Annotated in this window: 13 protein-coding genes; 4 read left to right on the top strand and 9 right to left on the bottom strand. The window is 65.8% G+C overall.

The annotated features are described in order from the left end of the window. Positions 1 to 45: 45 nt before the first annotated feature. On the bottom strand, positions 46 to 1,344 hold the full coding sequence (locus VK792_RS16975) for an outer membrane protein assembly factor BamB family protein (protein WP_326299060.1): 1,299 nt from the start codon (positions 1,342 to 1,344) through the stop codon (positions 46 to 48). A gap of 76 nt (positions 1,345 to 1,420) precedes the next feature. Next, entirely contained in the window at positions 1,421 to 2,077 is a 657-nt protein-coding gene (locus VK792_RS16980; RefSeq protein ID WP_326299061.1) for a tetratricopeptide repeat protein, read from the bottom strand. 297 nt (positions 2,078 to 2,374) lie between these two features. On the opposite strand from VK792_RS16980, the gene VK792_RS16985 reads away from it, so the two are divergent. After that, positions 2,375 to 3,697: an efflux RND transporter periplasmic adaptor subunit gene (locus VK792_RS16985; RefSeq protein ID WP_326299062.1), complete on the top strand. Its 1,323-nt coding sequence runs from the start codon at positions 2,375 to 2,377 to the stop codon at positions 3,695 to 3,697. Then, the gene (locus VK792_RS16990; RefSeq protein WP_326299063.1) at positions 3,694 to 7,431 is read left to right on the top strand and encodes an efflux RND transporter permease subunit; all 3,738 of its coding nucleotides are present in this window, start codon (positions 3,694 to 3,696) and stop codon (positions 7,429 to 7,431) included. Before VK792_RS16985 ends, VK792_RS16990 begins: the two co-directional genes overlap by 4 nt. 144 nt (positions 7,432 to 7,575) lie before the next feature. Here the strand turns inward: VK792_RS16990 and VK792_RS16995 are convergent, their stop codons facing one another. The 6 genes from VK792_RS16995 to purC form a co-directional block, all read right to left on the bottom strand. Beyond that, the gene (locus tag VK792_RS16995) at positions 7,576 to 8,910 is read right to left on the bottom strand and encodes a sigma-54-dependent transcriptional regulator (protein ID WP_326299064.1); all 1,335 of its coding nucleotides are present in this window, start codon (positions 8,908 to 8,910) and stop codon (positions 7,576 to 7,578) included. Positions 8,911 to 8,915: 5 nt separating this feature from the next. Continuing rightward, positions 8,916 to 10,682, bottom strand: coding sequence for a sensor histidine kinase (locus tag VK792_RS17000; RefSeq protein ID WP_326299065.1), 1,767 nt, complete (start codon positions 10,680 to 10,682; stop codon positions 8,916 to 8,918). A 36-nt stretch (positions 10,683 to 10,718) separates the two neighbouring features. Further along, positions 10,719 to 11,387: a phosphoribosylformylglycinamidine synthase subunit PurQ gene (gene purQ, locus VK792_RS17005; RefSeq protein ID WP_326299066.1), complete on the bottom strand. Its 669-nt coding sequence runs from the start codon at positions 11,385 to 11,387 to the stop codon at positions 10,719 to 10,721. 206 nt (positions 11,388 to 11,593) lie between these two features. After that, positions 11,594 to 12,637: a zinc-binding dehydrogenase gene (locus tag VK792_RS17010; RefSeq protein ID WP_326299067.1), complete on the bottom strand. Its 1,044-nt coding sequence runs from the start codon at positions 12,635 to 12,637 to the stop codon at positions 11,594 to 11,596. Further along, positions 12,637 to 12,867 carry a phosphoribosylformylglycinamidine synthase subunit PurS gene (purS, locus tag VK792_RS17015; protein WP_326299068.1) on the bottom strand — a complete coding sequence of 77 codons (231 nt, stop codon included), beginning with the start codon at positions 12,865 to 12,867 and terminating at the stop codon, positions 12,637 to 12,639. Before purS ends, VK792_RS17010 begins: the two co-directional genes overlap by 1 nt. 88 nt (positions 12,868 to 12,955) lie before the next feature. Beyond that, complete coding sequence (gene purC, locus VK792_RS17020; protein ID WP_326299069.1) at positions 12,956 to 13,717, bottom strand: phosphoribosylaminoimidazolesuccinocarboxamide synthase; 762 nt, start codon at positions 13,715 to 13,717, stop codon at positions 12,956 to 12,958. Between the two features lie 161 nt (positions 13,718 to 13,878). Between purC and VK792_RS17025 the strand changes: the two genes are divergently transcribed. Continuing rightward, positions 13,879 to 14,193 (top strand): DUF1476 domain-containing protein, encoded by a 315-nt coding sequence (locus VK792_RS17025; protein ID WP_326299070.1) that lies wholly within the window; start codon positions 13,879 to 13,881, stop codon positions 14,191 to 14,193. Between the two features lie 161 nt (positions 14,194 to 14,354). Then, positions 14,355 to 15,368 carry a betaine--homocysteine S-methyltransferase gene (gene bmt, locus VK792_RS17030; RefSeq protein WP_326299071.1) on the top strand — a complete coding sequence of 338 codons (1,014 nt, stop codon included), beginning with the start codon at positions 14,355 to 14,357 and terminating at the stop codon, positions 15,366 to 15,368. Positions 15,369 to 15,453: 85 nt separating this feature from the next. On the opposite strand, the gene VK792_RS17035 is transcribed toward bmt, so the two are convergent. Next, the gene (locus VK792_RS17035; RefSeq protein ID WP_326299072.1) at positions 15,454 to 16,539 is read right to left on the bottom strand and encodes a PA0069 family radical SAM protein; all 1,086 of its coding nucleotides are present in this window, start codon (positions 16,537 to 16,539) and stop codon (positions 15,454 to 15,456) included. Positions 16,540 to 16,623 lie beyond the last annotated feature (84 nt).

Below are 16,623 nucleotides of genomic sequence, written 5' to 3' on the forward strand. Positions count from 1 at the left end.
GTAAGTCCCGGATCGGTCAAGCCGTTCCGATACACGCAAATTGCGTCAACGGAAAGCGTACAGTTCGCCCTTGGTGCTGACGACATACAGCGTGCCATTCACCACGATCGGCCGCGTCGTCGCTCCGCCTGGCACCTCGACCGTGCCGGTCAGGCTGCCATCGCGCGGATCGAACTGCCGGATGAACCCGTCCGACGATGCTACGATCAGCCGGCCCCCGGCCATGATCGGCCCATAGCTGGCATAGTAGCTGTCGCGTTTCTTCTGCGGCCGGCGGGTCGGGACATAGCCCGGCAGATCGGCACGCCAGATCGCCTCGCCGGTCTGCGCATCCAGCCGCACAAGCTGCGCGAGGTCGGAAATCAGATACACCGAATCCGCCGTCGGCCACGCCGCGTCCGCTGCGCCCATGGTCGCGGTCCACAGCCGTTCGCCGCTGCCCAGCGACAAAGCACTGACGCTGCCGGAATAGTTCCCAGCGAATACCGTGTTGCCGCGCACCACCGGACCGCCGGTGATGTCATCGACGGTGGCAAAGGCCATGCCCGCACGTTTCGACGCCAGCAGCGACGACCACAGCCGCAGCCCGCCCTGGCGGAATGCCGCCTGCACCATGCCGTTGCCAAAGGCAAAGATCACGCGCTGGTCGGTCACCGCGGGGGCCGGCCCGCCGGAAACGTTGTTGATGTCGGACACCCCGTCCAACTGCCAGCGCACCCGGCCGCTGTCGGCCTCGATCGCCCAGGCGGTGGTGTCTCCGGCCACGGCATAGACCAGGCCGTCGTAATAGGTCGGCACGCCGGTCGCTGCGGCCTGCACCCGCTGGGTCCAGACGATATCGCCCGTCGCCGGGTCCAGTGCCGTGACCTGGCCAAAACCAGAGGTCACGTATAGCCGTCCACCACCAAGCGCCAGCGCGCCGCCATGGGCCTGATCGGCGCGTTCGCGGCCCGGGGTCAGATCGACCTGCCACAGAACCTCGCCAGAGCTGGCCACGGCGCTGACCTGCCCGGCGCTGTCCAGCGTGAAGACGCGGCCGTTTTCAGCCACCGGTGTCGCGGTCAGCCGCGCGCGGCGCTTGTCGCCCTGCCCGATATTCACCGACCATGCCTGGGTCAGCGCGGTGCCCAGCTGGGCATTCTCGATCCGGGTTGCATCGGTGGTCGGGGTCTGCGGCCAGCCGGCATTGCGCGTCATCGCGGCTATGGCGGCAGGCTGGCTGCGGTTTTCGGTGGACGCGGCGGGTTCGGCCATGCCTTCGGTCTGCAAGACCTCGCGCACGCCTTCCCGCTGGCCGGGCAGGATCACCTCTCGGTCTTCACACGCGGCTGTCAGGGCCAGCATGGCCAGGACTGAAATGCGGAACGCTGTCTTCTGCACGGCTCTTGCCCCCATCCGTTTCTCGTCGACCCTGCCGGGTTCAGGCGTCTTCCGGAACGCCTCCAAGCGCCACAATCAACTGTGCAGCGCGGCGGCGCAAGCCCGCCGTCGTTTCGGCATCGGCAATGATGTCGTTCAAGCGCTTTATCGCCGCGTCAGTGTCACCTTCTTCGATCGACAGAAAGGCCAGCTGCTCCTCGGCCAGCATGCGCAGCGGCATTCCCGGAACCGCCATCGATTCCAGCTCGGTCCGACGCTCTGCAAGGCTCATGCTGTCGCCGGCACGCGACAGTGCCTTGAATCGCGCGATGTCACGATAGACCTCGGGCACTTCGGGCTGGTTGGCCAACGCCTGTAGGGTTTGCACCGCAGCGGCGTCCTGCTCTGCCGCGCCCTGTTCGGCGGCGATCAGCAAGGACAGCACCGCCTGACCCTGCGGGCCCGGGGCGTCGATGCCTTGCAGCGCCACGATGCGGTCGGCAGGTTCGGTCTTTTCAAGCGCGAACAGGATGGCATCGCCAAACGCCTGCGCCGCCGCCGTGGCCTGTGATTTCTGCCATTCGCGCCAGGCCGCGCCGCCCACCAGCAGCAGAATCGCCAGCACCGCGATCCAGCCATACTTGCGAAACGCGGCGAACAGCTTGTCGCGGCGCACCTCTTCGGTGACTTCTTCGATGAAACTGTCGGTCTCGCTCATGCCTGCCCCCGGGGTCCTTTGGATCGTGGCGCTGTTCATAGCTTGTGCATCCGGGCGTGCCAAGGCGTGTTTGGCGTGCATTTGCCGACACAGAGTGTCAGCAGAACGCAGCACGGCAAACTAAACCGAACAGTTCATCTTGAAGGCCGGTACGAAAAAGACTAATCTAAACCGAACAGTTCAGCGTATCTGAACTACCAACATGCGAAAAAACGCCGTTGCATCGCCGCATTCGGCGTTTATGTGACGCGACAACGATATGCGCCGCGCCGCGGCAGAAAGCTTAAAGGGTTCGCCATGCGTTTTGTCCCCTTCATCACCGCCCTCATTGTGTCTGCGGTTCTGTTTGGTCTTGTGATGGAACGGGATCGCCTGTTCCAGGCCGCCCGCGACCTCAGCCCGGTGTCCGAGCCCGCCACGCCCGAGACCCCGGCCGAGGCAGCGCCTGCCGCGACCGAAACCGCCCAGGCAGCGCCAGACGCCCTGCCCGAAGGCACCGTCGCGGTGATCGCCAAACGCTCTGTCGCGCAGGAAATCGACAGCGCCGTCGTTCTGCGCGGCGCGACCGAAGCGACCCGCAAGGTCGACGTGCAGGCCCAGACATCGGGCATCGTGATCTCGGAACCGCTGCGCCGGGGGGCCCTTGTCACCAAGGACCAGGTGCTGTGCCAGATCGACCCGGGCACCCGCGACGCCACCCTGTCCGAAACCGAAGCCAAGCTGGCCGAAGCCATCGCCCGCCGCCCCGAGGTCGAGGCCCGGATCCCCGAAGCGCGGGCGCGCGTCGCGCAGGCCCGCGCCCAGCTGGACGAAGCTCTGATCAACGCCAACGCCGCCACCAAGCTTCAGGAAGGCGGCTTTGCCTCTGACACCCGCGTGCTGTCCACCCAGGCCGCCGTACGCAGCGCCGAGGCCGCGCTCAGCAGCGCCGAGGCGGGGGTAAAATCGGCCCAATCCGGGCTCGATACGCTTGCCGCCAGCATTCAAAGCGCCGAGGCCGCCGTCGCCCGCGCCCGCACCGATATCGACTATCTGACCATCACCGCTCCGTTCGCGGGCCTGTTGGAAAACGACACCGCCGAACTGGGCAGCCTGTTGCAATCGGGCGGTCAGGGCGGCGCGTCCTGCGCGCAGATCCTGCAAATCGACCCGATCAAGGTTGTCGGCTACGTCCCCGAGACCGAGGTCGGCCGGATCGAGGTCGGCGCCCGTGCCGGTGCCCGCCTGACCGATGGCCGCACCGTCACCGGCACTGTCTCTTTCCTGTCGCGCAGCGCCGACCCGCTGACCCGCACCTTCCGTGTAGAAATGACCGTCGCCAACACCGACCTGTCGATCCGTGAAGGCCAGACCGCTGAAATCGGCATCGCATCCGATGGCGTGAACGCCCATCTTCTGCCCGCGTCGTCGCTGACGCTGAACGACGAAGGCACGCTGGGCGTGCGCACCATCGATGCCGACAGCAAGGCGCTGTTCGTGCCCGTCACCCTGATCCGCGACACCCGCGACGGGGTCTGGGTCACCGGCCTTGCCGACACCGTCGACGTGATCACCGTCGGCCAGGAATATGTCACCGACGGCGTGGCCGTCGCCCCGAGCTTCGAGGAGGTCATTCAATGACCGGTATCGTCGACTGGGCCGCCGCCCGCGCGCGGATGGTCCTTGCCTTCATCGCCCTGTCTCTGGCGATCGGCACCTATGCCTATCAAAGCCTGCCGAAAGAGGGCGAGCCGGACATCGAGATCCCCGCGCTCTTCGTGTCGGTGCCCTTCCCCGGCATTTCCGCCGCTGATTCCGAATCGCTGCTGGTCAAGCCGATGGAAACCCAGTTGGCCGATCTGGACGGGCTGAAAACCATGTCCGGCACCGCCGCCGAAGGCTATGCCGGCGTGGCGCTGGAATTCGAATTCGGCTGGGACAAGACCAAGATCATGGCCGACGTGCGCGATGCCATGTCCAAGGCCGAGGCCAAGTTCCCCGCTGGGGCAGAACAGTATTCGATCAACGAAATCAACTTCTCCGAATTTCCGATCATCATCGTCAACCTGACCGGCCCGGTCCCGGAACGCACGATGAACCGGGTCGCCAAGGATCTGCAGGACCGGCTGGAATCGCTCGATGCCGTGCTCGAGGCCGGGATCGCCGGCCAGCGCGACGAGATGCTCGAGGTGCTGATCGACCCGCTGCGCCTCGAAAGCTACAACGTCACCGCTGCCGAACTGATCAACGTCGTGCGCAACAACAACCAGTTGATCGCCGCGGGCGAGGCCGACAGCGCCACCGGGGCCTTCGCCGTCAAGATCCCCAGCAGTTTCGACGAGCCGCAGGACATCTATGACCTGCCGGTCAAGACCAACGGCGACCGCGTCATCACCCTGGGCGATCTGGCGACCATCAACCTGACCTTTCAGGACCGCGAAGGCACCGCACGCTTCAACGGCGCGAACACGGTCGCCCTGCAGGTGGTCAAGCGCAAAGGCTTCAACCTGATCGACACCGCGGACGAAGTCCGCCGCACGGTCGAGGCCGCCAGCGCCGAGTGGCCGCACGAATTGCAGGCCGCGGTGCAGGTCGGCACATCGAACGACCAGTCGCGCATCGTGAATTCCATGGTCCAGCAGCTGCAAGGCTCGGTCCTGACCGCCATCGCGCTGGTGATGATCGTGGTGCTGGCCAGCCTCGGCACCCGTGCCGCGCTGCTGGTGGGCTTTGCGATTCCCACCTCGTTCCTGCTGACCTTCGCGCTGCTGGCGATTATGGGGGTCAGCATTTCCAACATCGTCATGTTCGGCCTGATCCTGGCCGTCGGCATGCTGGTCGATGGTGCCATCGTCGTCGTCGAATACGCCGACAAGCGCATCGCCGAAGGCACCGGCCCGATGCACGCCTATGTCGAAGCCGCCAAGCGCATGTTCTGGCCGGTGGTCAGTTCCACCGCAACCACGCTCTGCGCCTTCCTGCCGATGCTGTTCTGGCCCGGCGTCGCGGGCGAATTCATGGGTATGCTGCCGGTCACGCTGATCTTCGTGCTGTCGGCCTCGCTGGTCGTGGCGCTGGTTTACCTGCCGGTCATGGGCGGTGTCACCGGCCGCTTCTCGCGCAAGCTCGACCACGCATCGGCAGCGCTGAAACGCGCCTTCCCGTGGTGGGTCCGCGCGGCCTTCGTGCCGGTTGTGCTTCTGGGCCTGTTCACCGGCGCGTTGATGACGCTCAACCCCGCCTTTCTGTTCCCGCCGCTGGGTCAGGGCGTCGTCGCCATGCTGCCCGGCGTTGCCACCTTCCTGGTCTTTGCCGTACTGGCCTCGATCACGCTGGATGCCGCCCGCATCGAACGCCAGCGCAAGCGGATCAAGGCGGGCTACCGCCGCACGGCCTTTGGCTGGGTCACCTGGCTGATCACCGCCAACCCGCTCATGCCAGCCGCCACCTTCGCCGCGGTCATCGCCTTTGTCATGGGTGTGTTCAGCTATTATGGCGAACACAGCAAGGGCGTGGAATTCTTCGTGCCCTCCGAACCCGAACAGGCCATCGTCTACGTCATGGCGCGCGGCAACCTCTCGCTTGAAGAAAAAGACGCGCTGGTCCGCCGCGCCGAAGAGATCGTCATCGCCCACCCCGGCGTGCAAAGCACCTTTGCCTTCGCGGGGTCCGGCGGGCTGAACCAGAACACCGGCGGCGCGCAGCCGCCCAAGGACACCATCGGCCAGATCACGCTGGAAACCATCCCGTGGGAAGACCGCGCCGACCGCCCCGACCTGGACGGTGACGTGGTGCTGGCCGAACTGACCGCCGAGCTGGAAAAACTGCCCGGCACCAAGGTCGAAATCCTCGCCCAGTCGCGCGGCCCGGCCAGCGCCAAGCCGATCCACCTGCGCATCAAGACCGACAACTGGGACACGCTGGTCGCCGCCACCGCCACCGCGCGCGCGAAATTCGACAGCACCCCGGGCCTGACCCTGGTCGAGGACACCCGCCCCCTGCCCGGCATCGACTGGCAGATCGACGTCGATGTCGAAAAGGCCGGCCGCTACGGCGCCGACGTCGCCACCGTGGGCGCCATGGTGCAGCTTGTCACCCGGGGCATCCTGCTCGACACCATGCGCGTCGACAGCTCGGACGAGGAAATCGACATCCGCGTGCGCCTGCCCGAGGCAGACCGCCTGCTGTCGACCCTCGACACGCTCAAGGTGCGCACCGCCGACGGGCTGGTCCCGCTGGCGAATTTCGTCACCCGCAAACCGGTGGCCAGCCTGGCCGAGATCAGCCGCGTCGACCAGACCCGTTACATGGACGTCAAGGCGGGTGTGGCCGAAGGCCTGGTCAAGCTGATGACCAAGGGCGACACCCCGCAACAGCTGGGACTCGCCCATCTGCTGGACGGCATCGCCAAGGGCACCGGCGGCCCGGTCCTGACCGGCCCCACCGGCGCACGCTACGAACTGCTGTCGCAGATCGACGGCCAGACCCCGGCCTCCATCGCCGAGGCGCTGGACAAGGCCGCGCTGACCGTCGTGCCGATCAACGCCAACGAGCGCATCGCCACCCTGACGGACTGGCTGAACACCGCGCCGTTCGGCCCGGGTGTCAGCTGGGAATGGACCGGCGACCAGGAAGACCAGGCCGAAAGCCAGGCCTTCCTCGGCAAGGCCTTTGCCGCCGCGCTGGGGCTGATGTTCATCATTCTGCTGGCGCAGTTCAACAGCTTCTACAACTCGCTGCTGGTGCTGCTGGCAGTGGTGCTCTCCACCGCAGGCGTTCTGATCGGGATGCTGGTCATGGATCAGACCTTCTCGATCATCATGACCGGCACCGGCATCGTCGCGCTGGCCGGGATCGTGGTGAACAACAACATCGTGCTGATCGACACGTTCCAGGAATACGCGCGCTACATGCCCAGGATCGAGGCGATCATCCGCACCGCCGAAGACCGTATTCGCCCGGTGCTGCTGACCACAATCACCACGATGGCGGGCCTGACGCCGATGATGCTGGGCCTGTCCATCGACTTCTTCGCCGGCGGCTACAGCATCGACAGCCCGACGGCCCTGTGGTGGAAAAGCCTTGCCACCGCGGTCGTCTTCGGCCTCGGCATCGCCACGGTGCTGACGCTGATGCTGACGCCGGCCATGCTGGCGATGCGGGTCTGGGCCACCACCTACCTGCTCTGGATCGCGCGGGCGCTGGCGGCCCTGTCGCTGGGCCGCTCCAGCCGCGCCGCCCGCGACTGGGCGCTGCAACGCGCCGCCCGCAAGCTGGCCTCTCCCACCCTCCTGTGGGAAGACGACGCGCCGAAAAAGCCGGCCGTGGTCAAGGACGACCGTGAACCCGAACTGCCGCTGCAAGCGGCGGAATAAGAACGCACCAGGGCGCGCGGCCCTCTCCGGCCGCGCGCCCCGATCCAGTTTCTTCTCCAGTTTCTTCTGGCGGAAAATATCCTCGGGGGAGCGCGAGGGGGCAGACAGCCCCCTCGCCGCCCACCTGCATCACGCGCGACCGGCTTACAGGTAATCGGCCCGCTGCAACCCGTACTTGGCCATCTTCTCGTTCAGCGTCCGGCGCGGCAGACACAGCTCGTCCATCACCGCCGAAATTGCCCCCTTGTGGCGCCGCATCGTGTTGTCGATCAGCGTGCGCTCGAACGCTTCCACATATTCCTTCAGCGGCTTGCCCTCGGTGGTCATCACCGGCTGCATGTCCTCATGATCGCTCATCAGCAAGGACGAGATCGTCCCCTGCCCGCGCCGCGCCTGCAACACCGCGCGTTCGGCCAGGTTGATCAGCTGGCGCACGTTGCCGGGCCAGGGCGCCTGCAACAGCTGCGCCGCCTCGGGGGCGCTGATTTTCGGGGCGTCACAGCCGTATTCCTCGGCGAACTGCTCGCTCAGCCGGGTGAACAGCGTCAGGATATCCTCGCCGCGCGAACGCAGCGGCGGCGCAGTCAGGCGCAGCGCCGACAGGCGATAGAACAGGTCCGGGCGCATCGCGCTTTCGCAGGTGCGGCCCTCGTCCTGCAGGTTGCAAATGGCGATGATCCGGGTTTCGGGCGGGGTGCCCTGCTCGTTCATCACGTTCAGAAGCTTCGCCTGCGCTGCGTCCGACAGCGCTTCGATGTCCTCCAGCACCAGCGTCCCGCCGCGCGCCTCTTCAACCGCCGGCAGCTGGCTCTCCTCGGGCATCATCGGCCCGAACAGCCGCCGCATCAGCGCGGTCTCGTCAAAGGCAGAGCAGCGAAGCAGCACGAATTTTTTGCCCGCCCGGGCGCCCACCGCGTGCAGCGCATGGGCGATCAGCGTCTTGCCGGTGCCGGTCTCGCCGTCGATCAGCACATGGCCATCGGCCTGGCCCAGGTCCAGGATATCCTCGCGCAGCCGCTCCATCACCGGGCTTTGGCCGATCAGCTTCTTCATGATCTGGCCCCCGTCCGACAGTTCCCGCCGCAGCGCGCGGTTGTCCAGCGTCAGGCGGCGGGCCGTGGTGGCCTTCTTAGCCAGTTCGGTCATCCGGTCGGGATTGAACGGCTTTTCCAGAAAGTCATAGGCCCCGATCCGCATCGCCTCGACCGCCATCGGCACGTCGCCATGGCCGGTGATCAATATGACCGGCAGCGTGCTGTCCGAGCCCATCAGCTTGCGCAACAGCTGGATCCCGTCCATCCCCGGCATGCGGATGTCGGAAATCACGATGCCGGGGTAATCCGGCCCCAACGCCCCCAGCGCCTCTTCCGCGCTGGCAAAGGTTTCGGTGTCATAGCCCGACAGCGCCAGCCACTGGCTGATCGACTGGCGCATGTCCTTTTCGTCATCGACGATGGCGATTTTCATTGCATTCGACATGGGGCTTACTCCGCCGCTTGGGTTTCTTCGATCAGGATGGGCAATTGCATCTCGAACACCGCGCCACCCCGTTCGGCGTGGCGCGCGGTCAGTCGGCCGCCCAGGTCGCTGACGATGCCCGAACTGATGGCAAGGCCAAGCCCCACCCCGTCGCCGGGCTGTTTCGTGGTGTAGAACGGTTCGAACAGCGCTTCGAGATCCTCGATCCCGTGGCCATTGTCGCGCACCGTCAGGGTCGCGGTTTCCCCGCTCGCCAGGATGATATCCACCTGCGGATCGCTGACCCCGCGCGTCGCATCCAGCGCATTGCGCAGCAGGTTGACCATCACCTGCTCGATCCGCATCCGGTCGCCCATCACCCGCACCGGCGTTTCGGGCAGGATCTTGGTGATCTTGACCTGCCGCGATTTCAGCTGCGGCTCCATCATCGACAGGGCCGAGGCGAGCGCATCGCCCATGTCGACCGGAGACAGTTCCGCCTGCCCCTTGCGGGCATAGGATTTCAACTGCCGGGTGATCGCCCCCATCCGCTCGATCAGATCGTCGATGCGGTGGAACGCGGTCAACGCCTCATCCGGGCGGTTGCGCCGCAAGAGCAGCCGCGCCCCGGCCAGATAGGTCTTCATCGCCGCAAGCGGCTGGTTCAGCTCGTGGCTGACCGCCGCCGACATCTCGCCCAACGCCGCCAGTTTCGAGCTTTGCGCCAGCGTCTGTTCCGCCACCGCCAGGGTTTCCTGTACCCGTTCCCGTTCCGCGATTTCGCGCTGCAACCGCACGTTCAGCGCCCGCAGTTCCGCCGATTCCCGCTGAAACAGCGCCACGCGCAACGCGCTTTTCCGGCTGAGAAAGTAGAACATCAGCGCCGCCAGGATCGCAAAGCCCATGATTTCCAGGGCCAGAACCGCGTTCACACGCTCACGCACGCTGGCATAGGTGGTGAAACTGGCCATCCGCCAGCCGCGAAACGAAATCCGCGACGCGGTGCGCATCACCGCTTCGCCGCGCAGATAGGCATCCGCCGGCAACGCCGTCCAGTCCGACGTCGCCCGGATCGCCCGTTCGATCGCTCCTTGCGCCGGCTGGCGATCCAGCGCCTCTTCCTCGGACATGCCGCGCCAGCGCGGTTCGGTCGCCAGGATGATGATGCCTTCGGAATTGGTCACCAGCACGGCATCGGAAATCCCCGCCCAGGCGCGTTCGAACTTGGCCAGATCAGCCTCGACCACGATCACCCCGATGGTCGAGCCGTTGCTTTCCAGCCGCCGCGAATAGGTAAAGCTGTAGCCGCCGGATTCGCGCCGCAGCGTGGTGAACACCGTGGTGCTGGCACGCAGCGCATCGACGAAATAGGGCGAATTGCGGTGCGCCTCGCCCAGCCGGTTGCGGTCGGTCGCCGCCACCGTGCGCCCGTCCATGTCCAGCAGCATCAGCGATGCGGCCCCGATCTCCTCGACAAAGGAAATCAGCCGCTGCGACGACTGGCTGTAATCGGCGGAATTGAGCGCCCCGATCAACGCCGGGTCACGCGACAGAAGCTGCGGCACGATGGCGTTGCGGCGCAGTTCCGACAAAAGGTTCCCCGAATACAGCGCCAGACGCAGTTCGGCCCGGTTGCGGGTGGTTTCGGTAAACCGGTCGGTCAGCAATCGGTTGGTGAACCATACCGTCGCAACAGCAACCACCGCCAGCAAGACCAACATCCCGCGCACACGCCAGCCAAGCAGGCTGACGCGACGACGTGCAGGGGTCTGGGGTTTGCGCTCGGTGGCCATGGCGCCAAGGTACGCCGCGCCCGCGCGCGGCTCAAGTCACGCTTGCAGCAGCGCCCCGGCCAGATGGGCGAAAAGACGCGCACCATCGGTCGATCCATGGCTGGTTTCCGCCGCCCGTTCCGGATGCGGCATCATCCCCAGCACCCGCCGGTTCTCGGACAGCACCCCGGCGATATCGGCGGTCGAACCATTTGGGTTGTCGGCATAGGTAAAGGCGATGCGATCCTCGCCCTTCAACCGCGCCAGCGTGTCCGCATCGGCGGTATAGTTGCCGTCGTGATGCGCGATCGGAATCTCGATCTCTTCGCCCACGGTATAGCCGCCGGTAAAAACGCTGTCCGCAGTCTGCACCCGCAGGGTTTCGGTCCGGCAGATGAATTTCAGCCCGGCATTGCGCATCAAGGCCCCGGGCAGCAAGTGGGTTTCGGTCAGCACCTGGAACCCGTTGCACACCCCGAAGACATACCCGCCCCGCTCGGCGTGGTTGCGAATTTCCCGGCTGATCGGGGAATTGGCGGCAATCGCCCCGCAGCGCAGGTAGTCGCCAAAGGAAAACCCGCCCGGGATGCCCACGATATCAATGCCCGCAGGCAGCGTGGTGTCCTTGTGCCAGACCTTCTGCACATCGCAGCCCGCCTTGCGGAAGGCCTCGACCAGGTCGCGGTCGCAGTTCGACCCGGGGAAGACGATGACGGCAGCTTTCATGGCACATCTCTCTGGCAGAAGGGCTTTGCGCTGCTGCTACAACCTCGGGCAGTTCGGTGCAAGGGTGTTGGCCCCGCCCCGCGCTGTGGCAAAGCGGACCGCGCCCCGCGTGCCTGCCCCGGCGCAGATCATGCGCATCGAATGTGCATCCTTTGTGCATCGAATGTGCCCCCGCTCACGGGTACAAAATCACGGGCACAAATCCCCTAGCCGGTGAACTCGGTGATCACCGCCACGCCCGGTGCCCCCGGCGTGTCGAACGCGGCCAGTTCAGCGCTGGCCTCCGACAGCTTCACCCGCCGCGCGATCAACGGGGTCAGGTCGACATGCCCGCCCTCGATCAACGACAGAAGCGACGGATAGCGATGCGCCGGCATGCCCCGCGTGCCATAGACCGCCAACTGCCCGGAATAGATCGCATCCATCGGAATGGGCATCGTGCAATGCGCGCCCGCGGGCATGCCCACCTGCACCATCCGCCCCAGTTTTCGAAGCGATTTCAGCGCGTTGACAGTCGTTTCCGCGATCCCCAGCGCCTCGATGGCGACGTCGGCCCCACCGCCCGTCGCCTCGCGCACCGCCCGCGCGGGATCGCCGTCGCGGGCGTCGATCGTGACCTCGGCCCCCAGCATCCCGGCATAGTCCAGCCGTTCCGGCACCACGTCGACCATGGCCACACGCGCCCCCAGCGCCCGGCCCAGCAACAGCGCCGACAGCCCCACACCACCGGCGCCATAGACCACCAGCCACTCGCCGCCCTTCAGCGCCGCCCGCCCAGTCAGCGCATGCCACGCCGTCGTCGTCCGGCACCCCAACGCTGCTGCCAGCGCCGGGTCCATCTCCTCCGGCAAGGCGGTCAGATTGGCATCGGCGTGCGCCACGGCAATGTGGCTGGCAAAGGCACCATTACAGGTAAACCCCGGCAAAACCTGACTTTTACAGATCGTCTGGTGGCCCGCCGCACAATCCGGGCACTGGCCGCACGCCAGGATGAACGGCGCGATCACCCGGTCGCCGACCGACCAGCGGCCAACCCCGGCGCCCACGCTCACCACCTCGCCGCAGTATTCGTGCCCCGGCGTAATCGGCCAGACCACATCGGGATCCACCCCGCACCAGACATGCCAGTCCGACCGGCAGACCCCGCAGGCCAGCACCCGCAACACCACGCCGCCCGCAGGCGCCACCGGATCCGGCAGCTCCTGCAGCGACAGCGGCTGGCGCGGGCCCGCAAGCCGCGCGGCCAGCATCAAAGCAACTCGATGCGATAGCTTTCGATCACCGTGTTGGCCAGAAGCTTCTCGCACATCTCGCCCACGGTCGCCTCAGTGGTGCCCTCGGCCAGCTCCAGCTCGATCACCTTGCCCTGGCGCACACCCGCGACCCCGTCGAATCCCAGCGACCCCAGCGCGTGGCGCACCGCCTCGCCCTGCGGGTCCAGAACCCCGTCCTTCAGCATCACATGCACCCGTGCCTTCATCGACCCGTCTCCGATTGCAGAAAGGACCTCTGCCCTTTCATCTTTCCAAAAATACTCAGACACGCCCGGCCCCACCGGGCGCGTCGGTTCAGTTGATCAGCTTGGGCTTGTCCATCGGCGTCGCCTGTTTCGGCATCACGCCCAGGCGCCGGGCGACCTCGGTATAGGCATCGGTGAGCGAGCCCAGGTCGCGGCGGAACACATCCTTGTCCAGCTTCTCGCCGGTCTCGAGATCCCACAGCCGGCAGCTGTCGGGGCTGATTTCATCGGCCACGATCAAACGCTGGTAATCGCCGTCATAGACCCGGCCAATCTCGATCTTGAAATCCACCAGCTTGATGCCGACGCCATACATCAGCCCCGAAAGATAGTCATTCACCCGCAGCGCCAGCGCCAGGATGTCGTCCATGTCCTGCTGGCTCGCCCAGCCAAAGGCGGCGATGTGCTCCTCGGTGACCAGCGGATCACCCAGCTTGTCGTCCTTGTAGCAATATTCCACGATCGGGCGCGGCAGCGGCGTTCCTTCCTCGATTCCCAGGCGCGTGGACAGCGATCCGGCGGCAAAGTTGCGTACGATGATTTCCAGCGGCACGATCTCGCAGGCGCGCACCAGTTGTTCACGCATGTTCAGCCGTTTCAGGAAATGCGTCGGCACCCCGATATTGGCCAACCCCAGCATGAAGAACTCGCTCAGGCGGTTGTTCAGCACACCCTTGCCTTCGATCACGTCCTTTTTCTGCGCGTTGAAGGCCGTCGCATCGTCCTTGAAATATTGCACGAGCGTTCCCGGTTCCGGGCCTTCGTACAGAATCTTGGCCTTGCCTTCGTAGATTTTCTTGCGCCGTGCCATGGGGTCTCTTTCACTGGAAGCTGCGGAAAGATGGATTCCGCACGTTTGCGACCTCATAGTCTATGGGCGGCGTTGTCGCAAGATGACGCCCGGGCTTGCACAGAGCGGCAGAGAACGGCATATCAGTGCCAACAGCAACGCCCTGAGGGAGCCGGTGGAAGATGTCCAGTTTCGACGATCGCGAAAACGCATTCGAGAACAAGTATGCCCATGATGAAGAGATGAAGTTCAAGGCCGAGGCACGCTGCAACAAGCTGCTTGGGCTTTGGGCCGCCGAATTGTTGGGCCTGTCCGGCGACGAAGCCGCCGCCTATGCCAAGACCGTGGTCATCGCCGATTTCGAAGAAGCCGGCCACGAAGACGTCGTGCGCAAGGTCGCGGGCGACCTGGAAGGCAAGGCCAGCGCGGATGACATCCGCGCCAAGCGGTCCGAACTGATGGCCGTCGCCAAAGACCAGGTGATGAAAGAAGCCTGATCCCGACAGGGTATGACGGATCCGGGCGCTGCGTATCCCGCGGCGCCCTTCGTGTCTTCTTGAGGCAGGCTCATCATGGTGATGAGCGATATGACTTTGCCTCGTCCTGCGATCCGTGCGACCTGTGCGCGCGACGCAACCAAGCCCCCGGGAACGATTCCATGTGCGACGCGCTGAGCCGCCTGCTTTCCTCCAACGACTGGCTGATGGCCGACGGCGCCACCGGCACCAACCTGTTCAACATGGGGCTGTCGTCGGGCGACGCGCCGGAATTCTGGAACGTCGACAAACCGGACAACATCCGCAAGCTGTACCGCGACGCGGTCGAGGCCGGGTCGGACATTTTCCTGACCAACAGCTTTGGGGCAAACCGGTCGCGGCTGAAACTGCACGATGCCGGCCACCGGGCGCATGAACTGTCGCGCGTTGCCGCCGCGTTGGGCCGTGAAGTGGCCGACGCCGCTGGGCGCACCGTCGTGGTCGCGGGATCCGTCGGGCCGACCGGTGACATCATGCAGCCGGTGGGCACGCTGTCGCACGCCGACGCGGTCGAAATCTTCCACGAAACCGCCGAGGGGCTGAAGGCCGGCGGCGCCGACGTGCTGTGGCTGGAAACCATTTCCGCGCCAGAAGAATTCCGCGCCGCGGCCGAAGCCTTTGCCCTGGCCGACATGCCCTGGTGCGGTACGATGAGCTTTGACACCGCCGGGCGCACGATGATGGGTCTGACCTCGGCGCATTTCGTCGAACTGGTCGAAGGCCTGCCGAATCCGCCGATTGCCTTTGGCGCCAACTGCGGCACCGGCGCGTCGGACCTGATGCGCACGATCCTGGGCTTTGTCGCGCAAGGATCGGAACGCCCGATCATCGCCAAGGGCAACGCCGGGATCCCGAAATACCATGACGGCCACATCCATTATGATGGCACACCCGACCTGATGGCGGATTACGCCGTGCTGGCACGGGACGCCGGGGCGCGGATCATCGGCGGCTGCTGCGGCACAATGCCAGAGCACCTGCACGCCATGCGCAAGGCGCTCGAAACCCGGCCCAAGGGCGACCGTCCGACGCTGGACCGCATCGCCGCCACGCTGGGTGCGTTTTCGTCCGAAAGCGACGGCACCGGAGATGACGCGGCCCCCAAGCGGGAACGTCGCGGCCGTCGGCGGGGCTGACCCACCGGCCCGGTTTCCGGCTCAGGGCGGGGTATCGGCCAGCCCCACCTCTTGCCTTTGTGCGCACCGCGGCGCGCGCCAGCGCCTAGAACAGCGAAAGCTGGCCCCCGGCGCGGGGCGGCACCCGGAACAGATCGCAGCGCAGATCGGTTTGCGGCCTGTCCAGCTCAAGCCGCCGGGCGGCCAGTTTGAACCGCTGCGATATGACCTGTGCATATGGCCCCTCTCCGCGCATCCGATGGCCCCAGCGCGGGTCATAGTCGCGCCCGCCGTGCATTTCGCGCACCCGCGCCATGACACGGGCGGCACGGTCGGGGTAATGCTCTTCCAGCCAGGCGCGCCACAGCGGCGCGACCTCACGCGGCAGGCGCAGCATGACCCAGCTTGCGGCGCTGGCCCCGGCCTCTGCGCCCGCGTGCAGGATGCTTTCCAGTTCGGGATCGGTCAACGCGGGCACGACGGGTGACACCATCAACCGCACCGGGATCCCCGCCTGTGTCAGCCGCCGGATCGTTTGCAGGCGGCGGGCGGGTGCCGGCACCCGCGGCTCCATCCGGCGCGACAGGTCCCGGTCAAGCGTGGTGACGGAAATCCCCACCCGCACAAGCCCTTGCCCGGCCAACGGGGCCAGCAGGTCAATGTCACGCTCGATCAGCGTGCCCTTGGTTACGATGGCGACGGGATGACGAAAGGCGGCCAGGACAACCAGAACATCCCGCAAGAGCCCCCGGTCGCGTTCGCAGGGTTGGTAGGGGTCGGTATTGGTTCCGATCGACAGCGGCGCAACGCGATAGCGCTTTGCGCGCAGTTCGCGCGCCAGAACGTCGGCAATGCCGGGCCGGGCAATCAGCCGGGTTTCGAAATCCAGCCCCGGCGACAGGCCCAGATAGGCGTGGCTGGGACGCGCGAAACAATAAATGCACCCGTGTTCGCAGCCGCGATAGGGGTTCAGCGACCGGTCGAACGGCAGATCCGGAGAGGTGTTGTAGGTGATTGCGCTGCGCGGCACCTCGTCGCTGACCACCGTGCGCAGCACGCCCCGGTCTTCGGGCAAATCCCAACCGTCATCAAAATCGGCACGCGACAACCTTTCGAACCGACCGCTGTCATTGCTGCCAGCACCGCGTCCGGGGCGTTTGTCTGCATCGATCTTGCGGTCTGCCGGGGCCATCACCGGACGCTAGTGGATTGAATCCAACATTTGGAACCCTCGATTTCTTGCGGCGATGATGTCGTTGGGGTCTGCCCGCCAAAC

Source organism: Mesobacterium hydrothermale, from assembly GCF_035818635.1.
GTDB classification, from domain to species: domain Bacteria; phylum Pseudomonadota; class Alphaproteobacteria; order Rhodobacterales; family Rhodobacteraceae; genus Mesobacterium_A; species Mesobacterium_A hydrothermale.

Excerpts from the sequence above, each read along its gene's own strand:
- VK792_RS16975 (WP_326299060.1), bottom strand. The coding sequence starts at position 1,344 with ATGCTGGCCCTGACAGCCGCGTGTGAAGACCGAGAGGTGATCCTGCCC.
- VK792_RS16980 (WP_326299061.1), bottom strand. The coding sequence starts at position 2,077 with ATGAGCGAGACCGACAGTTTCATCGAAGAAGTCACCGAAGAGGTGCGC.
- VK792_RS16985 (WP_326299062.1), top strand. The coding sequence starts at position 2,375 with ATGCGTTTTGTCCCCTTCATCACCGCCCTCATTGTGTCTGCGGTTCTG.
- VK792_RS16990 (WP_326299063.1), top strand. The coding sequence starts at position 3,694 with ATGACCGGTATCGTCGACTGGGCCGCCGCCCGCGCGCGGATGGTCCTT.
- VK792_RS16995 (WP_326299064.1), bottom strand. The coding sequence starts at position 8,910 with ATGTCGAATGCAATGAAAATCGCCATCGTCGATGACGAAAAGGACATG.
- VK792_RS17000 (WP_326299065.1), bottom strand. The coding sequence starts at position 10,682 with ATGGCCACCGAGCGCAAACCCCAGACCCCTGCACGTCGTCGCGTCAGC.
- purQ (WP_326299066.1), bottom strand. The coding sequence starts at position 11,387 with ATGAAAGCTGCCGTCATCGTCTTCCCCGGGTCGAACTGCGACCGCGAC.
- VK792_RS17010 (WP_326299067.1), bottom strand. The coding sequence starts at position 12,637 with ATGCTGGCCGCGCGGCTTGCGGGCCCGCGCCAGCCGCTGTCGCTGCAG.
- purS (WP_326299068.1), bottom strand. The coding sequence starts at position 12,867 with ATGAAGGCACGGGTGCATGTGATGCTGAAGGACGGGGTTCTGGACCCG.
- purC (WP_326299069.1), bottom strand. The coding sequence starts at position 13,717 with ATGGCACGGCGCAAGAAAATCTACGAAGGCAAGGCCAAGATTCTGTAC.
- VK792_RS17025 (WP_326299070.1), top strand. The coding sequence starts at position 13,879 with ATGTCCAGTTTCGACGATCGCGAAAACGCATTCGAGAACAAGTATGCC.
- bmt (WP_326299071.1), top strand. The coding sequence starts at position 14,355 with ATGTGCGACGCGCTGAGCCGCCTGCTTTCCTCCAACGACTGGCTGATG.
- VK792_RS17035 (WP_326299072.1), bottom strand. The coding sequence starts at position 16,539 with ATGGCCCCGGCAGACCGCAAGATCGATGCAGACAAACGCCCCGGACGC.